Annotated in this window: 18 protein-coding genes; 17 read left to right on the top strand and 1 reads right to left on the bottom strand. The window is 39.2% G+C overall.

Translation table 11 applies throughout. From position 1 onward, the window contains the following. Positions 1 to 93: 93 nt before the first annotated feature. The 10 genes from K1I71_RS08175 (at position 94) to K1I71_RS08120 (ending at position 10,906) form a co-directional block, all read left to right on the top strand. Positions 94 to 2,802 carry a G5 domain-containing protein gene (locus K1I71_RS08175; protein WP_317628061.1) on the top strand — a complete coding sequence of 903 codons (2,709 nt, stop codon included), beginning with the start codon at positions 94 to 96 and terminating at the stop codon, positions 2,800 to 2,802. A 187-nt stretch (positions 2,803 to 2,989) separates the two neighbouring features. Then, positions 2,990 to 4,276 carry a peptidase U32 family protein gene (locus K1I71_RS08160; RefSeq protein WP_223330698.1) on the top strand — a complete coding sequence of 429 codons (1,287 nt, stop codon included), beginning with the start codon at positions 2,990 to 2,992 and terminating at the stop codon, positions 4,274 to 4,276. A 303-nt stretch (positions 4,277 to 4,579) separates the two neighbouring features. Next, a complete protein-coding gene (locus K1I71_RS08155) occupies positions 4,580 to 4,780 on the top strand; it encodes a F0F1 ATP synthase subunit C (RefSeq protein WP_001054557.1) in 201 nt (66 codons plus the stop codon). Between the two features lie 32 nt (positions 4,781 to 4,812). After that, on the top strand, positions 4,813 to 5,526 hold the full coding sequence (gene atpB / locus K1I71_RS08150; protein ID WP_223330697.1) for a F0F1 ATP synthase subunit A: 714 nt from the start codon (positions 4,813 to 4,815) through the stop codon (positions 5,524 to 5,526). A gap of 13 nt (positions 5,527 to 5,539) precedes the next feature. After that, entirely contained in the window at positions 5,540 to 6,034 is a 495-nt protein-coding gene (gene atpF / locus K1I71_RS08145) for a F0F1 ATP synthase subunit B (RefSeq protein ID WP_000558550.1), read from the top strand. Continuing rightward, the gene (locus tag K1I71_RS08140; RefSeq protein ID WP_223330696.1) at positions 6,034 to 6,570 is read left to right on the top strand and encodes a F0F1 ATP synthase subunit delta; all 537 of its coding nucleotides are present in this window, start codon (positions 6,034 to 6,036) and stop codon (positions 6,568 to 6,570) included. The genes atpF and K1I71_RS08140 overlap by 1 nt, the downstream gene beginning before the upstream one ends. A gap of 14 nt (positions 6,571 to 6,584) precedes the next feature. After that, positions 6,585 to 8,090: a F0F1 ATP synthase subunit alpha gene (gene atpA / locus K1I71_RS08135; protein WP_223330695.1), complete on the top strand. Its 1,506-nt coding sequence runs from the start codon at positions 6,585 to 6,587 to the stop codon at positions 8,088 to 8,090. A gap of 15 nt (positions 8,091 to 8,105) precedes the next feature. Continuing rightward, entirely contained in the window at positions 8,106 to 8,984 is an 879-nt protein-coding gene (locus K1I71_RS08130; protein WP_223330694.1) for a F0F1 ATP synthase subunit gamma, read from the top strand. A gap of 85 nt (positions 8,985 to 9,069) precedes the next feature. After that, positions 9,070 to 10,476 (top strand): F0F1 ATP synthase subunit beta, encoded by a 1,407-nt coding sequence (gene atpD / locus K1I71_RS08125; RefSeq protein ID WP_000094357.1) that lies wholly within the window; start codon positions 9,070 to 9,072, stop codon positions 10,474 to 10,476. Between the two features lie 10 nt (positions 10,477 to 10,486). Then, on the top strand, positions 10,487 to 10,906 hold the full coding sequence (locus tag K1I71_RS08120) for a F0F1 ATP synthase subunit epsilon (protein WP_000068037.1): 420 nt from the start codon (positions 10,487 to 10,489) through the stop codon (positions 10,904 to 10,906). Between the two features lie 44 nt (positions 10,907 to 10,950). Here K1I71_RS08120 and K1I71_RS08115 read toward each other — a convergent pair whose 3' ends face one another. Next, complete coding sequence (locus K1I71_RS08115) at positions 10,951 to 11,964, bottom strand: lactonase family protein (RefSeq protein ID WP_223330693.1); 1,014 nt, start codon at positions 11,962 to 11,964, stop codon at positions 10,951 to 10,953. A gap of 197 nt (positions 11,965 to 12,161) precedes the next feature. Between K1I71_RS08115 and K1I71_RS08110 the strand changes: the two genes are divergently transcribed. The 7 genes from K1I71_RS08110 to K1I71_RS08080 all read left to right on the top strand — a co-directional run bounded on the left by K1I71_RS08110 (position 12,162) and on the right by K1I71_RS08080 (position 21,137). After that, a complete protein-coding gene (locus K1I71_RS08110) occupies positions 12,162 to 14,144 on the top strand; it encodes a peptide ABC transporter substrate-binding protein (protein WP_223330692.1) in 1,983 nt (660 codons plus the stop codon). Positions 14,145 to 14,261: 117 nt separating this feature from the next. Further along, positions 14,262 to 15,428, top strand: a complete 1,167-nt coding sequence (locus K1I71_RS08105; protein ID WP_223330691.1) for an AI-2E family transporter — start codon at positions 14,262 to 14,264, stop codon at positions 15,426 to 15,428. Then, positions 15,418 to 16,647, top strand: coding sequence for a tetratricopeptide repeat protein (locus tag K1I71_RS08100; RefSeq protein WP_192855637.1), 1,230 nt, complete (start codon positions 15,418 to 15,420; stop codon positions 16,645 to 16,647). The genes K1I71_RS08105 and K1I71_RS08100 overlap by 11 nt, the downstream gene beginning before the upstream one ends. A gap of 140 nt (positions 16,648 to 16,787) precedes the next feature. Next, positions 16,788 to 17,429 carry an amino acid ABC transporter permease gene (locus tag K1I71_RS08095; protein WP_064275907.1) on the top strand — a complete coding sequence of 214 codons (642 nt, stop codon included), beginning with the start codon at positions 16,788 to 16,790 and terminating at the stop codon, positions 17,427 to 17,429. Positions 17,430 to 17,438: 9 nt separating this feature from the next. Next, positions 17,439 to 18,068 carry an amino acid ABC transporter ATP-binding protein gene (locus K1I71_RS08090; RefSeq protein ID WP_223330690.1) on the top strand — a complete coding sequence of 210 codons (630 nt, stop codon included), beginning with the start codon at positions 17,439 to 17,441 and terminating at the stop codon, positions 18,066 to 18,068. Between the two features lie 9 nt (positions 18,069 to 18,077). Then, positions 18,078 to 18,917 carry an amino acid ABC transporter substrate-binding protein gene (locus K1I71_RS08085; RefSeq protein ID WP_223330689.1) on the top strand — a complete coding sequence of 280 codons (840 nt, stop codon included), beginning with the start codon at positions 18,078 to 18,080 and terminating at the stop codon, positions 18,915 to 18,917. Between the two features lie 183 nt (positions 18,918 to 19,100). Continuing rightward, positions 19,101 to 21,137 (top strand): YSIRK-type signal peptide-containing protein, encoded by a 2,037-nt coding sequence (locus tag K1I71_RS08080; protein ID WP_223330688.1) that lies wholly within the window; start codon positions 19,101 to 19,103, stop codon positions 21,135 to 21,137. The last annotated feature ends 64 nt before the right edge of the window (positions 21,138 to 21,201 follow it).

Below are 21,201 nucleotides of genomic sequence, written 5' to 3'. Positions count from 1 at the left end.
ATAATAACCTCATCTTATGATAAGGCTATTATCTCATATTTTGGTGTCCATTGGATAGGTTTTTAGAGGTGCCCTAAAAATAAATGAAAGTTGGTGTTTCTATTGCATAAAGCAGTAAAACAAGAAAAAGGTCATGGCTATCTCCGTAAAACTAAGTTAGGTTTGTTAAGTGGTATTATCCTAACGACTGCTTTAGGAAGTTTATTTTTAAATGGGATTGTAAGCGCTGACGAACAACCAAATTCAAGTACACCTCCTAATGCAGCACAGACTCCACCTAGCGAAACTGTGGTTCAAAGTGAGTATGAAACGAGTACAACACATACGGTAAAAGAAACCGAGTTAAAAGCTAAAGTTGAAGAAGTAAAAGCTTTAGGGGTTAAGGTTACAGAAACACCCACTGAAAATGTAGGTGTTGCAAATAGTTCTTCTGAGGTTACACATTTACGCACAACTGCTGAAGAAAAAGTAGATTCTCAAATTCGTGATTTAGAGTCTGCAAAAGCTGAACAAGAACAAGTAAAAGCGGATAGAACTAAGATTGATGAGTTTAAAAATACTCTTATTAATGCTAATTATATTAAAGTAAAAGCTAGATTAGTTTCTCAGGTAAATAGTCGAGATATCGATGAAGATGTCTCGAAAGAAGCGTCAGTTAGCCCGATTACATCAAGTAGCGGTGAAATTCGGTATTTGAAAGCGAATGAATTGGAGTTAACTGATTCTCAAGGTTTGTATAATGCAGTATCGAAACCAACTACTGAGGAAGTTACAGAAACATTTATTAAGGTACCTGATCGAATTGGAATTACAGATAAATATGCAACAAATCGTGTGAATATCGGGTATCCTGCTCGTATAGTGGAACTAACTCCAAACACTGTGTATAGTTACACCATCACACCTCGTTCAGATAGTGTTTTATCTAGTATTTACGGTATCGGTAGTATTGAGACAACTGCTAAATTTGAGTATACACTACCTGAAGAAACCAAACTTTACGCTACATTTAGTAGTAAACCTGTTGAGACTCATGTAATTATTAAAAACTTAACTCGACGTGCTGAAAATCATACTGATTTCATTGGTTATACTCGAACTTATACATATAAGGATAAGCAAGGGAATATTATTCCAATTAAAGATTTATATGCAAAATTCTTAGATATCCAAGGTTTTAAGGGTAAAGGGGTTATAACGTCTTCTGATATTCCAAAATCTAAATTATCCGAGTTTGAATTACGTTCAGCTGGTGCTGATTACACTTATAGACAAGAAACATCTTTACTTGGAGAAAATACAATTTCTCAAAAAGAGTACATTGCTAGTAAAGTAGTTCCTAATAAACGTAATCAGTTTACACCTCGCATTGTTTATGCATCAAATATCCAAAGAGTTGAATTGACAGATACAGAAAAAGCAATCAACGGTGTGTCTCGCACTTTCCATACTGTTACTTATACAGAAGTTCAAAACAAAGGTTTAGTGACTCAGAAGTTTGTAAACGAACAAGGTGTTGAAATTGCACCTAGTGTTAAATCTGAACTTAAAGAAGTAGGTTCTGAGGTATCTTTAACTCATCCGACCGATTTAGACTTTGAGAACAAGCGTTATACCTTTAAAGAACAAGACAAACAAGATATTACAGAGATTGTGAAAGGTGAAACTGTCATTACCTATGTGTATAAACAGAAGTATGAGAACAACTTACCACCTGTAGAAACAGAAACAAAAATTCCAATTACGACAACTTATGTAGAAGACAAAACAATCGACTATGGTACGCAAATTGTTGAATCGAACGGTAGCGAAGGTAAAATTGTTACTACAACACCTAAAATTGTGAATGAACTTGATGGTACTGTAACTGACGGTAAGTCGACTGAAAAAGAAACTCCTATGGTACCAAAAGTGGTTAAAGTAGGTACGAAACCAACAGTTGTAGAAACAACTACTCCATATACAACACGTTATGTAGAAGATAATACAAAAGATAAAGACTATCGAGAAGTAACAAAATCTGGTAAAGCTGGTAAAACAACTACTACGACAACTTATACCTTAAATCCTAATACAGGAGCAGTAACATCGAACGAACCAACCATGATTACTGAAGAAGCAGTAGAAGAAGTTATCACAGTAGGTACGAAACCAACAGTTGTAGAAACAACTACTCCATATACAACGCGTTATGTAGAAGATAATACAAAAGATAAAGACTATCGAGAAGTAACAAAATCTGGTAAATCTGGTAAAACAACTACTACGACAACTTATACCTTGGATCCTAATACAGGAGCAGTAACACCGAATGAACCAACCACGATTACTGAAGAAGCAGTAGAAGAAGTTATCACAGTAGGTACGAAACCAAAGGTTGAGGCACCAAAGGTTGAAACGCCAAAAGTTGAAACACCAAAGGTTGAAACACCAAAGGTTGAAACACCAAAAGTTGAAACACCAAAGGTTGAAACGCCAAAAGTTGAAACACCAAAGGTTGAAACGCCAAAAGTTGAAACACCAAAGGTTGAGGCACCAAAGGTTGAGGCACCAAAGGTTGAGGCACCAAAAGTTGAGGCACCAAAAGTAGAAGCACCAAAGATAGAAGTACCAAAATCAAAGACACCAACTGAACAATCGACAAAAGAAACTTCACAAATTCCGACTTCTGTAGCAAGTAAGAGAGAGGAATTGCCTAATACAGGTACAGAAGATCATGCTAATCTTGTAGTCTTAGGACTTCTAGGAGTTTTGAGTGGATTTGGATTTCTTGCACACAAGAAAAAAGAAGTGGAGAAATAGTTTTTTCTAACCTATATTAGAAAAGGGCTCACATCTGTGGGCTTTTTCTCTTTGACAATCTTTTTGCTTTAATAATCTAAAAGATTAGAATTGTCAAAACAATCTGTCTAGGCTTGATTTTATCACTTATTTACTATAAAATGAGAAGGAAAAACGTCAAACTTTTATATTGCAAATAGGAGAAATCATGACAAAAACATTAAAACGTCCTGAGGTGCTCTCACCAGCAGGGACTTTAGAGAAGCTAAAGGTAGCTGTTCAATATGGGGCAGATGCTGTCTTTATTGGTGGCCAAGCCTATGGTCTTCGTAGCCGTGCCGGAAACTTTACCTTTGAACAGATGGAAGAAGGTGTCCAGTTTGCGGCTAAATACGGTGCCAAGGTCTATGTAGCAGCCAATATGGTCATGCACGAGGGCAATGAAGCGGGTGCTGGGGAATGGTTCCGTAAACTGCGGGACATTGGCATTGCAGCGGTCATCGTGTCCGACCCTGCTCTCATCATGATTGCAGCGACAGAAGCGCCTGGTCTTGAAATTCACCTTTCCACCCAAGCCAGTGCCACTAACTATGAGACGCTTGAGTTCTGGAAAGACCTGGGCTTGACTCGTGTCGTTTTGGCGCGTGAGGTTTCTATGGAAGAATTAGCTGAAATCCGCAAACGTACAGATGTTGAGATTGAAGCCTTTGTTCATGGAGCCATGTGTATTTCTTACTCTGGTCGCTGTACTCTTTCAAACCACATGAGTATGCGTGATGCTAACCGTGGTGGTTGTTCTCAGTCTTGCCGTTGGAAATACGATCTATACGATATGCCCTTTGGTCAAGAACGTAAGAGTCTTAAAGGTGAAATTCCAGAAGAATTTTCAATGTCAGCCGTTGACATGTCTATGATTGACCATATCCCAGATATGATTGAAAACGGTGTGGACAGTCTGAAGATCGAAGGACGTATGAAATCTATTCACTATGTTTCAACGGTGACCAACTGTTATAAGGCGGCTGTGGATGCTTATCTTGAAAGTCCTGAGAAATTTGAAGCCATCAAACAGGACTTGGTAGACGAGATGTGGAAAGTGGCCCAACGGGAACTAGCAACAGGTTTCTATTACGGAACGCCAACGGAAAATGAGCAGTTGTTTGGGGCCCGCCGCAAGATTCCTGAGTACAAGTTTGTTGCAGAGGTGGTTGCGTATGATGATGCGACTCAAACGGCAACCATTCGTCAACGGAATGTCATCAACGAAGGCGACCAAGTGGAGTTTTATGGACCAGGTTTCCGTCATTTTGAAACTTATATCGAAGATTTGCATGATGCCAAGGGCAATAAAATCGACCGTGCTCCGAATCCAATGGAACTCTTGACCATTAAGGTTCCACAACCTGTTCAAGCAGGGGACATGGTCCGCGCTCTCAAGGAAGGTCTTATCAATCTCTATAAGGAAGATGGGACCAGCGTCACAGTTCGTGCTTAATAATCGTGCAGGAGATGGAAGCTTTTCGATTAATTCTACTTACTAAAAGAGCGTTAGGTTAAAGAAAAATATATCAATTTTCCTCCGAGATTTCATCTCGGATTTTCATTATTTTTCAGAAAGACCTAGATAATGGAGGGATTTATTACAAGTTTTTTACAAAGTTTTCTATATAATAGACTCAAAAATAGTGAAATTGTAAATAATTTTCATTAAACGCTTTCAACGTTATAAAAAAGTTGACAAATCCAATTTTTAGGACTAAACTAAGTAAGTAAATTTTAATTAAAAGGAGAATTCGTCATGAATTTAACATTTTTCGGTCTATGTCTTGCCTGTATGGGTGTATCCCTTGGTGAAGGGTTATTGATGAATGGTTTGTTGAAATCAGTAGCTCGCCAACCAGATATTATCGCTGAGTTTCGTAGCTTGATGTTTTTAGGGGTTGCCTTTATTGAAGGAACTTTCTTCGTAACTCTTGTCTTCTCATTTATTATTAAATAACGAAATATAAATTGGAGAAGGGAGAATGTTAGATGGAAGAAAGTATCAATCCAACCATCAATATTGGTCCTGTTACCTTTGATTTAACTTTGACAGCCTTGACTTTGCTGTCTGTGTTTCTGATTTTTACATTTATCTATTGGGCAAGTCGTAATATGACATTGAAACCCAAAGGTAAACAAAATGTACTAGAGTATCTCTATGATTTTGTAATTGGATTTACAGAACCTAACCTTGGTTCCCACTACATAAAAGATTACTCACTCTTTTACTTATGCTTATTTCTTTTTATGGTCATCGCCAATAATCTTGGTTTGATGGCTAAACTTCAAACAACAGATGGGACAAACCTTTGGACATCGCCAACTGCAAATCTTTCATTTGACCTTGTCTTGTCTTTCTGTATTATTGTGATGGCGCACATTGAGGGGATTCGTCGTCGTGGGATTAAACAATACCTAAAAGGTTTTGTAACTCCTGCATTTATGACACCGATGAATCTACTTGAAGAGGTCACGAATTTCCTTTCTCTTGCTTTGCGGATTTTTGGGAATATCTTTGCAGGTGAAGTAATGACAAGCTTGCTTCTCTTACTTTCACATCAGGCTATTTTTTGGTATCCAATCGCATTTGGGACAAACTTAGTTTGGACTGCATTTTCCGTGTTCATTTCTTGTGTACAGGCCTATGTCTTTACACTATTATCCTCTATGTACCTAGGAAATAAAATTAATGATGAAGAGTAGAAAGGAGTAACTGATGCACGTAACAGTAGGTGAATTAATTGGTAATTTTATTTTAATCGCTGGCTCTTTTATCCTTTTGCTAGTCTTGATTAAAAAATTTGCATGGTCTAATATTACAAGCATTTTCGAAGAAAGAGCTGAAAAAATTGCTTCAGATATTGACAGAGCCGAAGAAGCCCGTCAAAAAGCAGAAGTATTGGCTCAAAAACGCGAAGATGAATTGGCTGGTAGCCGTAAAGAAGCTAAGACAATCATTGAGAATGCGAAAGAAACAGCTGAGAAAAGTAAGGCTAGTATTTTAGCAGATGCTAAACTAGAAGCAGGACGCTTAAAAGAAAAAGCAAACCAAGAAATTGCTCAAAACAAAGCTGAAGCTTTACAAAGCGTTAAGGGTGAGGTGGCAGATTTGACAATCAGCTTGGCTGGTAAAATCATCTCACAAAACCTTGATGGTCATGCCCATAAAGAACTCATTGATCAGTATATCGATCAGCTAGGAGAAGCTTAATGGACAAGAAAACAGTAAAGGTAATTGAAAAATACAGCATGCCTTTTGTCCAATTGGTACTTGAAAAAGGAGAAGAAGACCATATTTTTTCAGACTTGACTCAAATCAAGCAAGTTGCTGAAGAAACAGGTTTACCTTCTTTTTTAAAAAAAGTGGCAGTAGACGAGTCTGACAAGGAAAAAACGATTGCTTTCTTCCAAGACTCTGTGTCACCTTTATTGCAAAACTTGATCCAGGTTCTTATCTACAATCTACAAGCAAATCTTTTTTATGATGTGCTTGTAGATTGTTTGAACCGACTTGAAAAAGAAACAAATCGATTTGAAGTGACGATTACTTCTGCTCATCCTTTAACAGATGAACAAAAGAGTCGATTGCTCCCTTTGATTGAGAAAAAAATGTCTCTGAAAGTAAGGAGTGTAAAAGAACAAATCGATGAAAGTCTCATTGGTGGTTTTGTCATTTTTGCCAATCACAAGACAATTGATGTGAGTATTAAACAACAACTTAAAGTTGTTAAAGAAAATTTGAAATAGAAAGTGGTGTTCTTTTGGCAATTAACGCACAAGAAATCAGCGCTTTAATTAAGCAACAAATTGAAAATTTCAAACCCAATTTTGATGTGACTGAAACAGGTGTTGTAACCTATATCGGGGATGGTATCGCGCGTGCTCACGGCCTTGAAAATGCCATGAGTGGAGAGTTGTTGATTTTTGAAAACGGCTCTTATGGTATGGCTCAAAACTTGGAGTCAACAGATGTTGGTATTATCATCCTAGGTGACTTTACAGATATCCGTGAAGGCGATACAATCCGCCGTACAGGTAAAATCATGGAAGTCCCAGTAGGTGAAAGTCTCATTGGTCGTGTTGTGGATCCACTAGGTCGTCCAGTTGACGGTCTTGGAGAAATCCACACAGATAAAACTCGTCCAGTAGAAGCGCCAGCTCCTGGTGTTATGCAACGTAAGTCTGTATCAGAACCATTGCAAACTGGTTTGAAAGCTATTGACGCCCTTGTACCGATTGGCCGTGGTCAACGTGAGTTGATTATCGGTGACCGTCAGACAGGGAAAACAACCATTGCGATTGATACAATCTTGAATCAAAAAGGTCAAGATATGATCTGTATCTACGTAGCGATTGGACAAAAAGAATCAACAGTTCGTACACAAGTAGAAACACTACGTCAGTACGGTGCCTTGGATTATACAATCGTTGTGACAGCCTCTGCTTCACAACCATCTCCATTGCTCTTCCTAGCTCCTTATGCTGGGGTTGCCATGGCAGAAGAATTTATGTACCAAGGGAAACATGTTTTGATTGTTTATGATGATTTATCAAAACAAGCGGTAGCTTATCGTGAACTGTCACTCTTGCTTCGTCGTCCTCCAGGTCGTGAAGCTTTCCCAGGGGATGTTTTCTACCTTCACAGCCGTTTGCTTGAGCGCTCAGCTAAAGTTTCTGATGAACTTGGTGGTGGCTCAATTACTGCCCTACCATTTATCGAGACACAAGCAGGAGATATCTCTGCCTATATCGCAACCAACGTGATTTCAATCACTGATGGACAAATCTTCCTTGGTGATGGTCTCTTCAATGCGGGTATTCGTCCAGCCATCGATGCGGGTTCATCTGTATCTCGTGTAGGTGGTTCTGCACAAATCAAAGCCATGAAAAAGGTTGCTGGTACACTTCGTATCGACCTTGCTTCATACCGTGAGTTGGAAGCCTTCACTAAGTTTGGTTCTGACTTGGACGCAGCAACACAGGCTAAGTTGAACCGTGGACGTCGTACAGTTGAAGTCTTGAAACAACCAGTTCACAAACCATTACCTGTTGAGAAACAAGTGACCATTCTCTATGCTTTGACACATGGTTTCTTGGATACTGTTCCAGTAGATGAAATTGTTCGTTTTGAGGAAGAGTTCCATGCCTTCTTTGATGCTCAACATCCAGAGATTTTGGAAACCATTCGTGATTCAAAAGACTTGCCAGAAGAAGCAGTCTTGGATGCTGCGATTACAGAGTTTCTCAATCAAACCAGCTTCCGATAAGAATAGAGGTGTCAGATGGCAGTATCTCTAAATGATATTAAAACAAAAATCGCCTCAACAAAAAATACGAGTCAAATCACCAATGCCATGCAAATGGTATCAGCTGCTAAACTCGGTCGTTCTGAAGAAGCGGCTCGCAACTTCCAAGTTTATGCTCAGAAGGTTCGTAAACTGTTGACAGATATTCTGCATGGTAACGGATCTGGTGCTTCAACCAATCCGATGTTGATTAGCCGACCAGTTAAGAAGACGGGGTATATCGTCATTACTTCAGACCGCGGTTTGGTTGGAGGTTATAATTCCTCTATTCTGAAAGCCGTTATGGAGCTGAAAGAAGAATACCATCCAGACGGTAAAGGTTTTGAAATGATCTGTATTGGTGGAATGGGAGCTGATTTCTTTAAAGCTCGTGGTATTCAACCACTTTATGAACTACGTGGCTTGGCAGATCAACCAAGCTTTGATGAAGTTCGTAAGATTATTTCAAAAACTGTTGAAATGTACCAAAATGAACTTTTTGATGAACTCTATGTCTGCTATAACCACCATGTCAATACGCTAACCAGTCAAATGCGTGTGGAGCAAATGCTTCCAATTGTTGACTTGGATCCAAATGAAGCGGATGACAGTTACAGTTTGACCTTTGAGTTGGAAACTAGTCGAGAAGAAATTTTGGAGCAGTTGTTGCCTCAATTTGCAGAAAGTATGATTTATGGTGCTATTATCGATGCTAAGACAGCTGAAAATGCTGCTGGTATGACAGCCATGCAAACAGCGACAGATAATGCTAAGAAAGTCATTAATGATTTGACAATTCAGTATAACCGTGCCAGACAGGCGGCGATTACACAAGAAATTACAGAAATCGTAGCAGGAGCTAGTGCCTTAGAATAGGCACTAGTCCAGCTCGTATGAAAATGAACTTAGGACCTAGTTAAGCTAGGGACCGACAGTATCTTATATAGAATAGGAGAAGGAGATGAGTTCAGGTAAAATTGCTCAGGTTATCGGTCCCGTTGTAGACGTCTTGTTTGCAGCAGGGGAAAAACTTCCTGAGATTAACAATGCACTTGTCGTCTACAAAAATGACGAAAGAAAAACAAAAATCGTCCTTGAAGTAGCCTTGGAGTTGGGAGATGGTATGGTCCGTACTATCGCCATGGAATCAACAGATGGGTTGACTCGTGGAATGGAAGTGTTGGACACAGGTCGTCCAATCTCTGTACCAGTAGGTAAAGAAACTTTGGGACGTGTCTTCAATGTTTTGGGAGATACCATTGACTTGGAAGCTCCTTTTACAGAAGATGCAGAGCGTCAGCCAATTCATAAAAAAGCTCCAACTTTTGATGAATTGTCTACCTCTTCTGAAATCCTTGAAACAGGAATTAAAGTTATCGACCTTCTTGCCCCTTACCTTAAAGGTGGTAAAGTTGGACTTTTCGGTGGTGCCGGAGTTGGTAAAACCGTCTTAATCCAAGAATTGATTCACAACATTGCCCAAGAACACGGTGGTATTTCAGTATTTACCGGTGTTGGGGAACGTACTCGTGAGGGTAATGACCTTTACTGGGAAATGAAAGAATCAGGCGTTATCGAGAAAACAGCCATGGTATTTGGTCAGATGAATGAGCCACCAGGAGCACGTATGCGTGTTGCACTTACTGGTTTGACAATTGCTGAATACTTCCGTGATGTAGAAGGCCAAGACGTGCTTCTCTTTATCGATAATATCTTCCGTTTCACTCAGGCTGGTTCAGAAGTATCTGCCCTTTTGGGTCGTATGCCATCAGCCGTTGGTTACCAACCAACACTTGCTACGGAAATGGGTCAATTGCAAGAGCGTATCACATCAACCAAGAAGGGTTCTGTAACCTCTATCCAGGCTATCTATGTGCCAGCGGATGACTATACTGACCCAGCGCCAGCAACAGCCTTCGCTCATTTGGACTCAACAACTAACTTGGAACGTAAGTTGGTACAATTGGGTATCTACCCAGCCGTTGACCCACTTGCTTCAAGCTCACGTGCCTTGGCACCTGAAATCGTTGGAGAAGAGCACTATGCAGTTGCTGCTGAAGTAAAACGCGTTCTTCAACGTTACCATGAATTGCAAGATATCATTGCTATCCTTGGTATGGATGAGCTTTCTGATGAAGAAAAGACCTTGGTTGCTCGTGCCCGTCGTATCCAGTTCTTCTTGTCACAAAACTTCAACGTTGCGGAACAATTCACTGGTCAGCCAGGTTCTTATGTTCCAGTTGCTGAAACTGTTCGTGGCTTTAAGGAAATCCTTGATGGAAAACACGACCACTTGCCAGAAGATGCCTTCCGTGGGGTTGGTTCTATCGAAGATGTGATTGCAAAAGCTGAAAAAATGGGATTTTAAGAGGTGATCTATGGCTCAGTTAACTGTCCAGATCGTGACACCAGATGGTCTCGTCTATGATCACCATGCCAGCTTTGTATCAGTTCGAACTCTGGATGGTGAGATGGGAATCTTGCCACGACATGAAAATATGATTGCAGTTTTAGCAGTTGATGAGGTTAAGGTTAAACGTGTAGATGATGAAAATCACGTGAACTGGATTGCAGTGAACGGAGGCGTTATCGAAGTTGCTAATGGTGTTATCACAATCGTTGCTGACTCTGCAGAACGGGCTCGTGATATCGACGTTAGTCGTGCAGAACGTGCCAAACTTCGAGCAGAGCGTGAAATTGAAGAAGCACAAGACAAACACTTGATTGACCAAGAACGTCGTGCGAAGATTGCACTGCAACGTGCCATTAACCGTATTAATGTCGGAAATAGACTATAAGAAAAAAATGAACTTGAGTTACCAAGTTCATTTTTTATGTTTTCTTAAGGGGCAAAACTGATGCAGACTGCTTCTGGGACATGGAAGTCATTAGAAAGTTCTGCTAGACGTCCAGTTTCAGAATTGCGTTTAAAGACAGTTGCATTGTCAGAGTCCTGATGGACAGCAATGACAAATTCTTGATCCGGTGTCAAATCAAAATCACGTGGAGTCTGACCATGTGTCGGAACGATTTCTAACAACTCTAAGCTACCGTCCGCAAGAATTGTATATACTGCGATAGAATCATGACCACGGTTAGAGGCGTAGAGGTATTTACCATCTTTAGAGAGACGAATAGCAGCAGTACCATTAAAGCCTTCATAACCGTCTGGTAGAGTTGAAATGACTTGCATGCGTTCAAATTCGCCAACACCATCGTAGATTAGAACTTCGATAGTGCTATTGAGTTCACAAATGAGATAAGCGATTTTATAATGGTTATGGAAAATAATATGGCGTGAGCCTGCTCCTGGCTGGCTATGATAGGTATAGAGCTTAGATAATTTTCCTTCTGAATCAAGATCGTAAGTAATTACTTGGTCAGTACCCAAGTCGCAAGTCACTAGATAGTGGTCAGGTGTTAAGTCTGCATAGTGAACATGGGGGGAAGCTTGATTTTCATGTGGACCTTGGCCACTATGTTGATCTACATCACTAAGTAGAAGACGACCATCTTCCTGACGTTTATAAACAAGGACCTGTCCTTTATGGTAGTTGGCCGCATAAACCAAATCACGCTTTTCATCAACGGCAACATAACAGTGGGGTGCTCCCTCTTCCACGACATGATTTAATAAGGTCCCGTCAGTTTGATAGGCAGCGATTCCTCCCTTATCGTCTTGACTACCAACAGTGTATAAATGTTGGTGCTGGTCAAAGGCAAGGTAGGTCGGACTTGGCTCAGCTGCAAAAAGTTCTAGATTTGAAAGCAGACCAGTTTCTGTATCAAAGTCTGCCTTGTAAATCCCTTGAGAAGTCCGACGTGTATAAGTTCCAAAATAAACAGTTTCTTTCATAACTTTACCTCTATATAAAGATAAGACTATTATATCACAAAAACAAGCCAATTAAAGACATCCAATTAGATGTAAGCACTTTAAAAAAATAATTAATTGTTTTTTTGAAAAATATAATAATATTGAGATTGCTTTCCTTACTTTTCTTCTTAAAAGTGCTATAATGAATTCATAAAATGTTTAAAGGAGTCCTTACTATGAAAAAACGAGTTTTTCTAGCAGCAGGAGTTGCTGTACTCTCGGCAGCTGTCCTAGCAGCGTGTTCATCTGGTAATGCTAATAAAGAAGCAAATAAACCAGTTACTTATGCCTATGTATTTTCATCAGATCCTTCGACTCTGGATTATACAGTTTCTGGAAATGTCAGCACTAAACAGGTCACAGGTAACGTTATTGACGGTTTGCTTGAAAATGACCAATATGGGAATCTTGTTCCATCAGTTGCAGAAGATTGGACTGTTTCCAAAGATGGTTTGACCTATACTTATAAAATCCGTCAGGGTATCAAATGGTATACCAATGAGGGGGAAGAGTATGGTGAAGTCAAGGCTCAAGACTTTGTGACTGGTCTGAAACACGCAGCAGATAAGAAATCAAAGGCTCTTTATCTTGTACAGGATTCTATCAAAGGATTGGATGACTATGTAAATGGGAAAACAACAGATTTTTCTAGTGTTGGGGTAAAAGCAACTGACGATTATACTGTAGTCTATACTTTGAACCATCCAGAATCTTTCTGGAATTCAAAAACAACAATGGGAGTCCTTGCACCAGTTAATGAAGACTTTTTAGCTTCTAAAGGAGATGACTTTGGTAAGCCCACTGATGTTACGAGCATTCTCTACAACGGTCCTTATCTCCTCAAGGGTCTTACATCTAAGTCTTCTATCGAAATGACCAAAAATCAAAACTACTGGGATAAACAAAATGTCTTTATTGATGATATCAAGTTATCCTTCTTTGATGGTCAAGATGCAGACTCTCTAGGACGCGGTTTTGATGAGGGACACTATCCAGCTGCACCACTCTTTAAAAACTCTGCTAACTATGAACGTCTAAAAGAAAAATACAAGGATAATATTGTGTATGGTCAACAGCGTGGAGGAGTTTTTTATATCTCAACCAATATCGACCGTGTAAATTACAATCACACTGCTAAAACAAGTGATGCAGAAAAAACTTCTACTAAGAAAGCCTTGTTAAACAAAGATTTCCGTCAAGCCTTGGCTTTTGCGGTAGATCGTAAAGCAGGGATCTCTCAAGTATTTGGTGATGAAGTAGGACCTCGTAAGTTACGGACAAGTTTCACTCCTCCAACATTTGTTCAAGTAGGAGATCAAACATTTGGTCAAGTTACTAAGACAGAATTGGATAAATTGGATAATGTCTGGAAAGATGTCAGTCTTGATGATGCCCAAGATTCACTTCATAATGTAGACAAGGCTAAGGCTAAGTTTGAAGCTGCTAAGAAAACCCTTCAAGCTGATGGAGTACAGTTCCCAATTCATTTAGATTTGCCAATTTCTTCATCAAATCCAGATTTTATTCGTCAGGTTCAGTCTTATAAACAATCTATTGAGGAAGCATTAGGCTCTGACAATGTAGTTGTTGATATTCAACAAGTTTCTGATGACGAATTGGGCAGTATGACTGTTCTAGCTACTTCTAATGCCAATACCGATTGGGATATTAATGCAGTCAGTGGTTGGAGTCCAGACTTTGCTGATCCATCGACTTATCTAGATGTATTTGATCCAACTTCAGGTCCAAGTCTCCTAAGTGCTCTTGGTGTAGCACCAGGAACAGACAATCCAGTCATTAAAACAGTTGGATTGGATAAATACAAAGAATTGATTGATGATGCAAACAGTGAGAAAACGGACCTTCAAAAACGTTATTCTAAATATGCTAAGGCTCAAGCTTGGTTGTCAGATAGTTCACTTGTTATTCCAGTATACTCTGATGGTGCTCAAATGCTCGTGACTAAAAATGTTCCTGGCAGTGGTGCAGGTGGCTGGGTAGGTGATAAGACCAGTGAAAATAGCTACAAGTATCTGAAAATTCAAGATAAGATAGTCACTACTAAAGAAATGGATGAGTTCCGCAAGAAATTTGCTGATGAAAAAGCCAAATCCAATGCTGATTATCAGAAGAACTTAGACCGTCACATTCAAGACTAATCGAATCTCCTCTTTTGAGGAGATTTTTTATGTCGCGGTCTCCATGTAAGCACTTTAAAAAAGAGTTATTTTGATTTAAAAATGGTATAATGAGAGAACAATAGAAAGGAAGTATTTATGGAGCAAAAAGAGAAACATTTTAGCTTATCTTGGTTTTTCAAGTGGTTTTTGGATAACAAGGCAATTACGGTATTTTTGGTAACCTTATTATTGGGACTCAATCTGTTTATTTTAAGCAAGATTAGTTTTCTATTTTCACCTGTTTTAGACTTTTTGGCAGTCGTGATGTTGCCAGTCATTCTATCTGGTTTACTATACTATTTGTTAAATCCTATTGTTGATTGGATGGAGAAACACAAAATCAATCGTGTTATAGCGATTAGTATTGTCTTTGTCATCATCGCTCTCTTTATCATTTGGGGCTTGGCAGTAGCTATTCCAAATCTACAACGTCAAGTTTTAACATTTGCAAGAAATGTACCAATCTACCTTGAAGATGCTGATCGAGTTATTGATGATTTGGTAACTAAGCGTTTACCAGATGATTTCAGACCTCAGCTAGAACAAGTTTTGACAAACTTTTCAAGTCAGGCTACAGTTTGGGCAAGTAAAGTTTCTTCTCAGGCAGTCAACTGGGTAAGTGCCTTTATTAGCGGTGCTTCTCAAGTGATTGTTGCCTTGATTATCGTTCCGTTCATGCTCTTTTATCTCTTACGTGATGGAAAAGGCCTACGTCACTATTTGACCCAATTCATGCCAACGAAATTGAAAGAACCTGTTGGACAGGTTTTGTCAGATGTGAATCAGCAGTTGTCCAATTATGTTAGAGGGCAAGTAACAGTGGCTATTATTGTAGCAGTAATGTTTATCATCTTCTTCAAAATTATTGGTCTACGCTATGCGGTTACGCTGGGTGTTACTGCTGGTATCTTAAATCTGGTTCCTTATTTGGGTAGCTTCTTAGCCATGCTTCCTGCCCTAGTATTGGGCTTGATTGCTGGGCCAGTCATGCTTTTGAAAGTAGTGATTGTCTTTATCGTAGAACAAACTATTGAAGGCCGTTTTGTCTCTCCATTGATTTTGGGAAGTCAATTAAACATCCATCCCATTAATGTTCTCTTTGTTTTGTTAACTTCAGGATCCATGTTTGGTATCTGGGGAGTCTTGCTCGGTATTCCAGTTTATGCCTCTGCTAAGGTTGTCATTTCAGCGATTTTTGAATGGTATAAGGTAGTCAGTGGCCTATATGAACTAGAAGGAGAGGAAGCTAAGAGTGAACAATAGTCAACAGATGTTACAGGCTTTGGAGGAGCAAGATTTAACCAAGGCTGAGCACTATTTCGTCAAAGCTTTAGAAAATGATCCAAGTGACCTTCTGTATGAGTTAGCCACTTATTTAGAAGGGATTGGTTTTTATCCTCAGGCCAAGGAAATTTACTTGAAAATTGTAGAAGATTTTCCAGAGGTTAATCTTAATCTAGCAGCTATTGCTAGCGAGGATGGTCAAATTGAAGAAGCCTTTGCCTATCTTGAGGAAATCAAATCTGACAGTGACTGGTATGTGTCGGCTTTGGCTCTTAAAGCAGACCTTTACCAGATGGAAGGTTTGACAGATGTGGCGCGTGAGAAATTATTGGAGGCCTTGACTTACTCAGAAGATCCTCTCTTGATATTGGGCTTGGCAGAGTTGGATAGTGAGTTGGAAAATTACCAAGAAGCTATTCAAGGCTATGCCCAGTTAGATAATCGTACTATTTATGAGCAAACAGGCATTTCTACCTATCAACGAATTGGCTTTGCCTATGCACAGTTGGGGAAATTTGAAACGGCTACAGAGTTTTTAGAAAAAGCCCTGGAGTTAGAATACGATGACCTAACAGCTTTTGAGTTGGCCAGTCTTTACTTTGATCAAGAAGAATACCAAAAAGCTGTCCTCTATTTTAAGCAGCTTGATACCATTTCTCCTGACTTTGAAGGCTATGAATATGGTTATAGTCAGGCCTTACATAAGGAACATCAAGTTCAAGAAGCCCTACGTATCGCTAAGCAAGGCTTAGAGAAAAATCCCTTTGAAACTCGCCTCTTGCTAGCTGCTTCACAATTCTCTTATGAATTGCATGATGCCAGTAGTGCAGAAAACTACCTCCTTACTGCTAAAGCAGACGCTGAGGATACAGAAGAAATCTTACTCCGTCTAGCTACTATTTATCTAGAGCAGGAGCGTTATGAAGATATTCTAGCCTTACAAAGTAATGAGCCAGAGAATCTTTTGACCAAGTGGATGATTGCTCGTTCTTATCAAGAGATGGACGATTTGGATACTGCCTATGAGCATTACCAAGAGTTGGCAGGAGATTTGAAAGACAATCCAGAATTTCTAGAACACTATATCTATCTCTTACGTGAACTGGGCTACTTTGAGGAAGCAAAAGTCAATGCGCAAGCTTACTTAAAACTGGTTCCAGATGATGTGCAAATGCAAGAACTATTTGAGAGATTGTAAGAATATATTTTTAAAAACTGTATCTAATCATTTTTGATAGATATAGTTTTTCTTTTTCAAAGAGAATTTTTTTACAAAAATTCTTGGTTATTTTGTTTATTTATGCTATAATAGGAACAATTATTTTTAGGAGGTGCAGTATGTCTTATTTGTTTGAGATATTACCGAGTTTATTGAGCGGTGCAAGCATGACTTTGCAGGTTTTTGCACTGGTCTTGATTTTTTCTATTCCCTTGGGCGTTTTGATTGCCTTTGCCTTGCAAGTCCATTGGAAGCCCCTCCATCATCTGATTAATATTTATATTTGGATTATGCGGGGAACACCCTTGCTCTTGCAATTAATCTTTATCTATTATGTGCTGCCAAGTATTGGGATTCGTTTGGATCGCCTTCCTGCGGCCATTATTGCCTTTGTTCTCAATTATGCGGCTTACTTTGCTGAAATCTTCCGTGGTGGGATTGATACCATTCCTAAAGGTCAATATGAGGCTGCCAAGGTCTTGAAGTTCAGTCCCTTTGCCACAGTTCGTTATATTATCTTGCCTCAGGTGACTAAGATTGTTCTTCCTAGCGTATTTAACGAAGTCATGAGTTTGGTCAAGGATACTTCTCTGGTCTATGCTCTAGGAATTTCAGATCTTATCTTGGCTAGTCGTACAGCTTCCAACCGTGATGCTAGCCTAGTTCCTATGTTCTTGGCAGGAGCTATTTACTTGATTTTGATTGGTATTGTGACCATTCTTGCCAAAAAAGTTGAGAAGAAGTACAGTTACTATAGATAGGAGGCTGCCATGTTAGAATTACGAAATATCAATAAAGACTTTGGTGAAAAGCAAATTTTGTCCAATTTCAGTCTAAAAATTCCTGAAAAGCAAATCCTGGCTATCGTTGGGCCTTCTGGTGGAGGTAAGACAACCCTCTTGCGCATGCTTGCAGGTCTGGAAACCATTGACTCAGGGCAAATCTTTTATAATGGAGTTCCTTTAGAACTGGATGAATTGGAGAAGCGGAATCTACTGGGATTTGTATTCCAAGATTTTCAACTTTTCCCTCATTTATCAGTTCTAGATAATTTGACCTTATCGCCCGTAAAAACGATGGGAATAAAGCAGCATGAGGCTGAGAATAAGGCGCGAGGGCTTTTGGAACAGTTAGGACTGGCTGGTCATGCAGATGCCTATCCTTTCTCATTATCTGGTGGGCAAAAGCAGCGGGTGGCCTTGGCGCGTGCTATGATGATTGACCCAGAAATCATTGGCTACGATGAACCAACTTCTGCTCTAGATCCAGAATTGCGCTTGGAAGTGGAAAAACTGATCTTGCAAAATAGGGAACTTGGAATGACGCAGATTGTGGTTACCCACGATTTACAGTTCGCTGAAAATATCGCGGATCAGATTCTCAAGGTTGAGCCCAAGTAGGAGGTGCCGATGACTAATAAGAAAATTGCTTTAGTATTGGTTTCACTCCTGACTCTCTTTTTAACAGCTTGTACTCAGAAGGCTAGTGATCCCAAGCAGGATAACTGGGATAAGTATCAAGAGCAGGGGACCATTACTATTGGTTTTGACAATACCTTTGTACCCATGGGATTTGAAGAAAAGAATGGCCAATATACAGGCTTTGATATTGACTTAGCACAAGCTGTCTCTGAAAAATTAGGTTTTAAGGTTCAATTTCAACCAATCGACTGGGATATGAAGGAGACAGAACTGCAAAATGGAACCATAGACGCTATCTGGAATGGCTATTCTGCCACTGATGAACGCCGAGGAAAGATTGCCTTTAGCATTCCATATATGGAAAATCAGCAAGTTCTGGTTGCGAAGAAAAGCCAGCAAATTCGTTCAGTAGAGGATATGAAGGATAAGACCTTGGGAGCCCAAGCCGGTTCCTCTGGTTATTTAGACTTTGAAGCCCAGCCAGATTTACTGAAAAATCGTGTCAAAGATCAGAAGGCTAATCAGTACCAGAGTTTTAATGAGGCCTTGATCGATTTGAAAAATGACCGGATTGATGCCTTGTTGATTGACCGAGTGTATGCTAATTATTACCTCCAGTCTGAGGGTATATTAAATAATTACAATGTCTTTTCAGCAGGATTTGAAAGTGAATCCTTTGCGGTCGGAGTTAGACCAGCTGATAAAAGATTATTAACAGCATTAAACCAGGCCTTTATTGAACTATACCAAGAAGGAAAGTTCCAGGAAATCAGCCAAAAATGGTTTGGAGAAGATGTAGCAACAAAAGAAGTGAAAGAAGGAATCTAAATGACGGTTTCTTCTTTTTATTTATAATATAAGAGTTAGATATCGCTTGACAGATTGATTATTGTTCGATAATATATTAAGCGGAAAGATAACATATCACTATATTTATTTGTAGTTTAAAGTTATTTTTTACATCAAAGCATCATATATTAACAATACATATTATGTTGGAGGAATCTATTTATGTTTAATTCTAAAGGACGATATGTTCGTCAATCGCAGGTGGAAAAATTCACACGTTACAGTATTCGTAAGGTTAGTTTTGGTGCGGCTAGTGTGGCTGTAGCTACTGGACTGTTTTTCCTTGGTGGAGGAAGCGTCCAAGCGGCTGAACAATTAACCAATTCAGAACATACAGAAGTTCAAAATCCTCAAAATCTAAATGATAAGTCCTCGGAAACCTCTAAGGAAGTTACTGGACAAGAATTTGTTACTGTTAAAGAGCCCGATGGACAAAATAATACTTCTGTAAAGGAGTCTGCTACTGACAAACAAGCCAGTGAAGCTGAAACTCCAAATGTAGTGACGGAAAAAGTTGCTATTAATACAGCATCGTTAGAAGATTTAGTTGCTAAAGCTGAAAGTAGATTGAGTCAATTAACTGAAGGAAAGAAAACAAAATCAGTCATTGATGATGCTAAAAATTTGGTTCATAAAGCAAAAGAGCTTTTAAATGATGATACAAAAACACAGTCAAACGTTGATGCACTTGCTAAACAACTTTCAAGTAGCCTTATCATTTTAAACAGTATCAATTCAGAAGCAACTGAAGAAGAAAAAGTAAACCAAAACCAAGATTCTAGAAATGGACAAGCTATCCCTGGTAAAGGGGAAAGTGAGTTTAGAGCTGATTCATCTAGTAACGGTGCTACAACTACAGGAACTAGTGATACAATCACACCAACAAATCCAGCGCAACCAACTGCGAAAAATATTATCGGAAGCACAAGTACAATATCACGAGAAAACTTTACTGGTTGGGATACTTATACAATGCCGTTCGGGAGTCGCCATCCAGGTCAAGGTGATTTAGGTGTTAATACTCCAGAGAAAATAGCAGATGCTGCTGACTTAGAGTTTAGAGTGTTCTCTGATCAAAGAGCTGGTACAAGACCTAGTCCTGGACCATCTAACTATACTTATGATGGTAAAGAGAGTGATGTAAAGGCTCGTATTGACTATGGATTGAAACTTCCTGCTGAAGAAGTCCAAAAAATTATAGAAGAAGCTCCACTATGGCGTGGAAAGCTAAGATATAATGGAACTAGTATTTCAAGTCAAATCCCAGCAACTTACTATGGAAATGGACCTTATGAATATCTGCTTTCTAGTATCTATAAACTTGGATATGAACAAGGTATTGATAAAGTATACATTAAAGATGTAAGTAAACGTATTGAAGTAACAGAAGCTGCTAAAAAGGCTGGTTGGACTGTTTCAGATTTCAATGTGTCCAATTTCCCGAATGGTTTATTTTATGACAAAGCAACAGATAGTGTGCAAGGGGTTGTAACACATAGAAGTCCATTTAACTATCAACAAGTAAAAGCTCGAGTAACGTTTAAAAATACTATTACTGGTAAAAGTGTTACGATTCCACTAGATGATCATAGATTTGGTGGAACAGCATGGAAAGATGGAACACCACCAACACTAGAAATTAACGATACTGTTAAAGAAGGGAAAGTTGGAGAAGCACTAACTGTTCCAGTAGAATATAGAGATGCTGGATCTTCGCATGCTGGGGTACCAAATGATAGAAGAGTTTCTTATACTTTAACGAATGAAAATGGAACCCCAATTGGACGTACAACTACAATTACAGAAACTGTAGGACGTGCTATTCTGGGTGTTTCTGGAGCGAAGATTACAGGAACGACAGGTACTGGTGCTGCTACTCCTACAGAATTAACAGGAAATGAGACAAAAATTCCAGGTGTAGGTTTTACAATTGCATCAGCTGATATGACTGAGAATAATCCGAATGGATTCAAAGGAACCCCAACTGAAGCTGGGATTTACAGAGTTTCAATTTATGCAAGAGATTATCAAGAGACAAATGCTAATGAGGCATACGCACACGCAACCTTTAAAATTGCACCTGAAGTGACAATAAAAAATATTCATGCTTACGATACAGAAGTTCCGATTACAATTTCTAAAGGGGCTTCAGAAGCGACAATTACATTACCAGATGGAACAAATACAGGGCACCTCTAAAAACTCCACTCTTATCACAAAAGAAAAAATCAACTGTATGTGTCTCATTTAGTTGGCACATTCA

Source organism: Streptococcus mitis (assembly GCF_019929545.1).
In the GTDB taxonomy this organism is placed as follows: Bacteria; Bacillota; Bacilli; order Lactobacillales; family Streptococcaceae; genus Streptococcus; species Streptococcus mitis_BU.
Note: the sequence above shows the minus strand (reverse complement) of the source record. Positions and strands in the feature narration are given on the sequence as shown.